The sequence below is a fragment of the Enterobacter cloacae complex sp. OE43NF genome (genome assembly GCF_023544405.1).
Lineage (GTDB): Bacteria > Pseudomonadota > Gammaproteobacteria > Enterobacterales > Enterobacteriaceae > Enterobacter > Enterobacter cloacae.
In genome coordinates this window covers 23,487-30,144 of sequence record NZ_JAMJFW010000050.1, presented here as the reverse complement: position 1 = coordinate 30,144, position 6,658 = coordinate 23,487, and the positions used below count along the sequence as shown (strand labels likewise).

Annotated in this window: 5 protein-coding genes and 1 pseudogene; all 6 read left to right on the top strand. The window is 55.2% G+C overall.

The features are described from left to right. A pseudogene (locus tag M8370_RS19140) lies at window positions 1-411 on the top strand (winged helix-turn-helix domain-containing protein); the annotation flags it as partial. A 4-nt stretch (window positions 412-415) separates the two neighbouring features. Next, complete coding sequence (locus M8370_RS19135) at window positions 416-901, top strand: FidL-like protein (protein ID WP_013094840.1); 486 nt, start codon at window positions 416-418, stop codon at window positions 899-901. Window positions 902-1,130: 229 nt separating this feature from the next. Next, complete coding sequence (locus M8370_RS19130) at window positions 1,131-1,754, top strand: common pilus major fimbrillin subunit EcpA (RefSeq protein WP_013094841.1); 624 nt, start codon at window positions 1,131-1,133, stop codon at window positions 1,752-1,754. Between the two features lie 45 nt (window positions 1,755-1,799). Further along, entirely contained in the window at window positions 1,800-2,477 is a 678-nt protein-coding gene (locus M8370_RS19125; RefSeq protein ID WP_020686458.1) for an EcpB family pilus assembly chaperone, read from the top strand. Between the two features lie 6 nt (window positions 2,478-2,483). Next, window positions 2,484-5,078: a CS1-pili formation C-terminal domain-containing protein gene (locus tag M8370_RS19120; RefSeq protein WP_250021599.1), complete on the top strand. Its 2,595-nt coding sequence runs from the start codon at window positions 2,484-2,486 to the stop codon at window positions 5,076-5,078. Further along, entirely contained in the window at window positions 5,056-6,654 is a 1,599-nt protein-coding gene (locus tag M8370_RS19115; protein ID WP_062730017.1) for a fimbrial adhesin EcpD family protein, read from the top strand. The genes M8370_RS19120 and M8370_RS19115 overlap by 23 nt, the downstream gene beginning before the upstream one ends. Window positions 6,655-6,658: the final 4 nt, after the last annotated feature.

Below are 6,658 nucleotides of genomic sequence, written 5' to 3'. Positions count from 1 at the left end.
CAGCAGCGAGACCCGCCTGAAGGTTTGCGTCGTCGGGACAGCGGCTTTACCACCCTGTTCGTGATGGCGCTGGTGGCAATAATGGGTATTGCCGCGCTGCTGTTCTACCAAAATATGCGCGTTGCCGATCGACCGAAGGAGTCCGATATCTATCGGCTGGGCAAAATTGACCGCTGTACGGTTTATCTTATCGATAAGAACATGTATCAGCCTCAGCAGGTCTATCTTAACCGCGCTAAAGAGGCGATCGTCCGTCAACATATCGACTGCGAACATCAGGCTGCTGATGCCTATTATTCAAAATTTAAAAAATCACAGCTGGAAAATGATTTTTTGGCCGTCTGTTATCTGCAGGATGGCGCCGATAGCTATAAAAATTGCATCTCTTACAGAAGCCTGACAGGGAGTTAAGATCATGTCGAAGAGACAGATGGGTATATTATTGGGCGTGGTACTGCTGCTTTCCGTTATCGTCATTGCCGTGCTTTACCCGAAAAGAACTCAGGAAGTGGGATTTGGCTGTCAGTCTGATACGGTTTCCAGGAAAAACTATTCCACGGGAGAGTCGACCGCCCTGTCGTTAACCACGCTGTTTCTGTTTAATGGCAGCGATATTGTCACGGTGATCCATAAAGGGGTATTCACCCGCGGCGACAAACGTTATTTGATTGACCGAAACTATGTCCTTAACGTTGAGAAAGTTGCTGGCAGTGATATTTACTATATTAAAGGAAAAAAACTGCAGAAATCTGATGATGACATTGCCCCGGATGGAATTGTCAATGAGCTGCTAATGGACAGTATCGACTTCTTTTATGTTACCCGGGTTAAAGGTCATGCCTGGCTAATTAAAGGGCTGGTATTACCAATAATGATGTGCGTGGCTGTACCCACATCCTGATATTCTACAGAATGACCAGAATAGATGTTTATCTATTCATCAAAGAGTCTCAATTTTATTCATTATGTAACAACAAGATGCAAAAGCAGGCGGATATTTTTCATCTTTTGCTTTAAAGGGAATGAAATTTTCTGTATTGCCTCGTTATTTTTCGGGTGACTATACTTCGCCCCGAAAAAGGGGCTCCCCTTTTTTAAACATCTGGATTCTTTTTTGAAGGACTAAATAAATGAATAAACTGAACGCTATCGTTCTGGGCTCACTGCTGTCTCTTTCTGCCCTGAGCGTTGCTCATGCAGCGGAAACTACCGCTTCTGCAACCTGGCAAGCTTCTGCAACGAAAGACAGCGATTCCGATCTGGTTGTCACCCCAACACGCGCACTGAACTTCGTTTATAGCGCAAACACGAAAGCCTTTAACACCGACACCGGTCTGTTTGATGTGGCTATTCGTGGCGATCACTCTTCTGCAACCAGCTTCAAACTGGAAGCTATCGTTGATGACTCTGACAACACCCTGTTCAGCGTTGGCGGCGAAGCAACCAAACTGAAAGTGGGCGCGCGCTTTGGCGGGACCGATCTGGGCTCCATCGGTGGCACAGTGGGTACGAAGTCAACGGCATGGACTACCCTGGTTGACTCTTCAAACAACACCGGCGTCTCTTCTGGCCTGTGGAACCTGACCACCAGCGCAGGCGCGACGGCAAACACCGAAGTGACCGGCCAGGACAAGTTTGTGTTCTACGTCGATTCTGCACAGGACAGCACCGGTGCGGCGAAAGAGTTCAAAGACCTGACCAACAGCCTGTGGGAAGGTACTGTCTCCGTTGCGTTCCGCGCAACCTGGGGCTAAGAGCTGACAGTTACAGGGGCGTAAGCCCCTGTTTAGGGAAATATCATGTTTAGCCTCAAACCCATCTTCTTCTCTTTATTATTTATTTCCTCCTCCGCGCTGGCGATTAATGTTGGCAAAGTCACCACCATTATTCCTGCCGATGCGGATTCCACCGCCAAGGAATTAAAAAACGAAGCGGACAGCGTGCGCATTATTTCCATCAGCGCCCAGCGTATCAGCAGCCCGATGGATGAAGGCGTAGTGATTAATCCAGAGCAAACCGACGAGCTGCTGCTGACGCCCACGCGCATGGTCATGCCCGCCGGAACCAGCAATATCGTCAAATTTTACTATCACGGTAAGGCCGACGATCGGGAGCGCTATTACCGCATTACCTTCATTGATGAAGGGGTCAGCGAAGATCTCGACAACGGCACGCAAAAGAATGGCAAAGGGATGACCCGCGCCGTGGTGAGTACCATTCTGGTGGTCCAGCCCCGGAAGAAGAACGTCGATTTCGTCTACGTGGCCGGGAAGATCACCAATAAGGGCAATACCGCGTTTCGCGTGAACGCGAGCGGAACTTGCCTGAAACCCAACCCGGAATCGCCGACCACGCCGTGCGTCAAAAACTTTTACCTGATGCCGGGCACTTCCCGCGCGATCGACGATATCAACGTAACGGACAGCCATTTTCATCTCGGAATTTGGGACCTGAAACAGTTCATTCCTGTTAAGTAAGGATGCATGGTGAAAAATAAATTAGTGTTGCCGGTGATGATGGCGTGCACATCCGGCCTCTTGCCCGCGTATGCGCATGCGGCCTCCAGCTCCGTGGTTATCGCTAATTACCGTTTTCCCGACTCGCTCTATGCCCTGCTGGAGCAGGGGATCAAAATCCCCGTTTATCTGGTCAATACCCGCCCGGGTGCAGCGCAACAGGCGAGCAGCACCGGTGACGTGAGCGAGTATGTCCGTATTGGCGACGTAACGATCTACGCAGAAGACCGGCAGCTCGGGCTGCGCGATGTCCAGGTCCAGGAGTCAGACAACGGTATTCGCCTGTCAAAAGAGATGCGGACGCTGCTGCAAAGCATCAACGGCAAGCAGTTTGACGACCATATGCGTATTCCGGTGAGCGCCGGGTCGGCGTTCGAGTTGGATCAGAAAAAAATGCGCCTGCTGCTGAACCTCTCCCAACGTGACTACGGGGTCAATATTCGTCCGCGTGAGGTGGATATCGATGCCCCTGAATCAGACGATCTGAGCGGCACGCTCTCCTATAACCTGGGGGCGTATCACACCGAGAGCGGCTACGGCGACAGCTGGTCATCCGGCTATCTCAACGCCAAAAGCTGGGTCTCGATGGGGGTCGATCACCTGCTGGTCGATGGCTCGGGCTACGTTAACGAGAACAGCAGCGACACCCAGATGAACGCGGTGATGTGGGAACGTGACTATCAGGGCATGCGCTACGCCGCCGGGATGTTGAACGGCTGGGCGATGCAGTCTCTCGCCAGCGTCAGCGGGATCTCCGGCGGAGAGGTGTACGGCGTCTCCGTGGGGAACCAGGCCAACTCGCGTAAGCGGGACAATCCCCTCTCCCTGACGCCGATCGTGGTCTATTTCCCGACCGCCGGAGAAGCCCGCATTCGTCGTGACGGCCAGCTTATTGGTATTCAGCGCTTTGACGTGGGTAACCACGAAATCGACACCAGCGCGCTGCCCTACGGGATTTACAGCGTGGAAGTCGAGGTGGTCAGCGGCAGCCGCACCGTGTCACGGAGCATGTACACGGTGAACAAACCTTTCACTAACAACGTGTCGGAATCGCTGCGCTGGCAGACGTGGGGCGGGATTTATAGCCGCGACAAATCCGTCGTCAACTATAAGAAGTACGCCAAACGGAAAAACGAGCAGGACAACAGCTACTACTACGATTACGACACCAAACATAAAGACACCATGTCGCTGGTCGGCGCCTCCTTCAGCAAGCGCAGCGGGATGGTCGACTGGAACGCCTCCGGCTATATGATGCGCGAACACGTGGTCAGTGAACTGTGGGCCTCCCTGAACCTGACCGGGTACTTCTCGGTGAATACCCAGACGATGGCCGCCTCTGACGGAACGTACCGCGCCAACTACGGGGCTAACGTCAGCCTGCCGTGGAATATCGGTTCGGTCTGGTACTCGCATGAGCAGCTCTCCAGCGGCAAGTTCCTTGATATCTATGAAAACAAAGGCAACACGTGGGGGGCATCGTTCAGCCTGCCGTCGTTTGGCCTGCCGTCCGCCGGCAACCTGAGCCTGATGCGACAGGAAGACGACGTATACCGCTATAAACGCTATCAGGTTGACTACTCCCAGGGGCTGTATGCCGGTCGTTATGGTACGGCGCGCCTGCGGGTGGGGATGTCGCGCAATAAATACGAAGGCTATTACGAAGAGAAAGACCGCTACGTGATGCTCGATTTCTCGATCCCGCTGGGTAACACCGTCTCGGTGGGCGTTTCCCATAACCGCGATACCGGCACGGCGCTTAACGTCAGCGCCAGCCGCCAGTTCGAAGGGGATTACCTGAAGTCGGTTACCGCCAACGTTTCACGTGCCTTCAGCAGCAACCAGGATCGCACCGTGAGCGGCGGGGGCAGCGTGAGCTTCGACACGCCGTGGAACAGCAACATTCTGAGCGTGCAGAGCGGCACCAGCAAAGGCTGGAACTCCACGCTGACCAGCGACGGCAGCGTGGGCTGGTCGAAAGAGGCGGTTGCAGCGGGTAAAGGCACCCACAGCGCAGGGGTGATCGTCAGTACCGGGCTTAAGTCCGACGAGTCGCTCACGCTGAAGCTCAACGGCCGCACGGAGCGCATCAAGGGCGATAAAACCTGGCTGTCGTTACCGGCCTATCAGGCCTATGACCTGGAGGTCATGAACAGTGAAACCGGCACCGAAAGCTATGACATTGGCGCAAATGCCCGTCGTCATATCACGGTTTACCCGGGGAACACGGTGGTGATGAAGCCGCAGGTGAAAAAAATCGTCACCCTGTTTGGCCGCCTTGTTGATGCCAACGGTAATCCGGTGAGCGCCACGCAAATCAAAAACCATGTGGGTCTGACCCGCACCGAAAACGACGGTCGCTTCGTGATTGACGTGGACAAGAACAATCCGGTGCTCAGCATTGCCACGCCGGACGACAGCGTCTGCGAGGTGCGTCTGGATATTGCGTCCAACCGTGGCGCGCTGTGGCTTGGGGACATCTCCTGCGATAAAGGCGATTTCGTCTGGCAGGAAGCAAAAGGAACACGGGAACGTGACGATGAAAAAGATATTCGCTCTTAATCTGCTGCTGCTAAGCGCGGCGGCGCAGGCGCAGCAGATGCCCTATTTCGCGATCAACAACCCGGACAACAACGGGACGGGCAACACGGCGGCGCTGTTCAGTCTGAACAGCACCTCCACCGCGTTTTTACACGGCTCGCGGGAGTGGCCCACCCTGAGTGCCAAAACCAACAACGGGATTGCCACCTATATTCCGGACAACAGCTTTAACGGCCCGGCAGGCAGCCCGCTGACCATCAACTTCAGCGTCACAGGCTCAAGCGCCTCGCCGTTCTTTAAGGGCACTGCGTGTTCGTCAAGCTGTGGTACCACGGGCTATACCGCGACGACCAGCTATACCGACACGTCCATGGTGGTGAAACCGCCGGTCATTGAGCCGGGTACCGCTTATGGCCGCTGGGTGCTGGGGGATCCGTTCTTTGATTATCTGCTCAATGCTGCACCTGGCAACGAGGTGACGATTACCTCCACGCCGCAGATCTCCTCTATCGGCAAGGTCACCACCACCAACACGCTGCATAAGGTCGGCACATTGACCATGACCAACTCGCGGGCGCTGGATCTGGGCATTGACCCGATCAGCGGCGAGGTGACCATTGTGGATGGTTCAACCGGGGCGACGTGTACTAAATACACCCGCAATACGGTGTCGGGTGTGCTTTGCGAACTGCTGGAATACACCTTTGTCGGGGAAGATATCACCGGCTACAACCCGGGGCTGGCGCTGACCTCGTCCCGCGTGAACGGCGTGCTGCAATCGCACATGAACGGGGGGACGGGGCTGGCGGCGGAAATCACCTTCGATGAGAGCAACTGGTACAGCATCTCCGGCGGCATCCTGAGCGACACGCGCGTGCTGGCGAATACCTTCCTCGCGGCGCCGCAAAAAAACGGCGGCAAGGCGTACCTGAAAATCTTCCTCCCGAAGGCGCTGATTTTGAGCGTGGCGCAGGCGGGGGATGGCAACAACATCGGCAATATCGTCAGCCTGTGCCTGACGCCGGGTAACAGCTCGCTGGCGGCGGATTTCTGCTTCCAGCCGGGGGGCGGGCTGGTGATTGACCCTATCCAGCCAGGCCTTGCGATCGTGCCGGATAACCCGGATTACACGCTCGACCCTAACGGCCTGGGCGGTTCCGGGAAAGGCTCGATTGGCGAGGGGCCGATAGAGATCCCCTACACCATTACCTACAGCGGCGCGCAAAAAGATGCCGCGATTGCGGTCACGGTGAAGGTCACCGGGCCGACGCAGAGTCTGAACGGCGTGGACTACTGTGCCTTTAGCGGTAACGGCTTCACGGTGCCTGTCCCCGGTAACGTGCTGCTGGGCAAAAGCCAAACGCTGAAGGCGCATAACTGCAAAGGCGAGGCGCTGTCCATTCCCGCACCCGCCACCCATGCGGAAGAGTGGGACAAGATAAGCTCAGGCGTGACGGACATGTGGCTGTGGAAAACCCCGCTGGTATTGCAGTTTGTGATGAACAACCCGGTATCGAAAACCACCTATGACGGTAATACGTGGTTTGGTGAAGTGACGGCTCAGGGTCGAATTGATGTCAGTGCATCCTGGAATTAAACGT

Excerpts from the sequence above, each read along its gene's own strand:
- M8370_RS19135 (WP_013094840.1), top strand. The coding sequence starts at position 416 with ATGTCGAAGAGACAGATGGGTATATTATTGGGCGTGGTACTGCTGCTT.
- M8370_RS19130 (WP_013094841.1), top strand. The coding sequence starts at position 1,131 with ATGAATAAACTGAACGCTATCGTTCTGGGCTCACTGCTGTCTCTTTCT.
- M8370_RS19125 (WP_020686458.1), top strand. The coding sequence starts at position 1,800 with ATGTTTAGCCTCAAACCCATCTTCTTCTCTTTATTATTTATTTCCTCC.
- M8370_RS19120 (WP_250021599.1), top strand. The coding sequence starts at position 2,484 with ATGGTGAAAAATAAATTAGTGTTGCCGGTGATGATGGCGTGCACATCC.
- M8370_RS19115 (WP_062730017.1), top strand. The coding sequence starts at position 5,056 with ATGAAAAAGATATTCGCTCTTAATCTGCTGCTGCTAAGCGCGGCGGCG.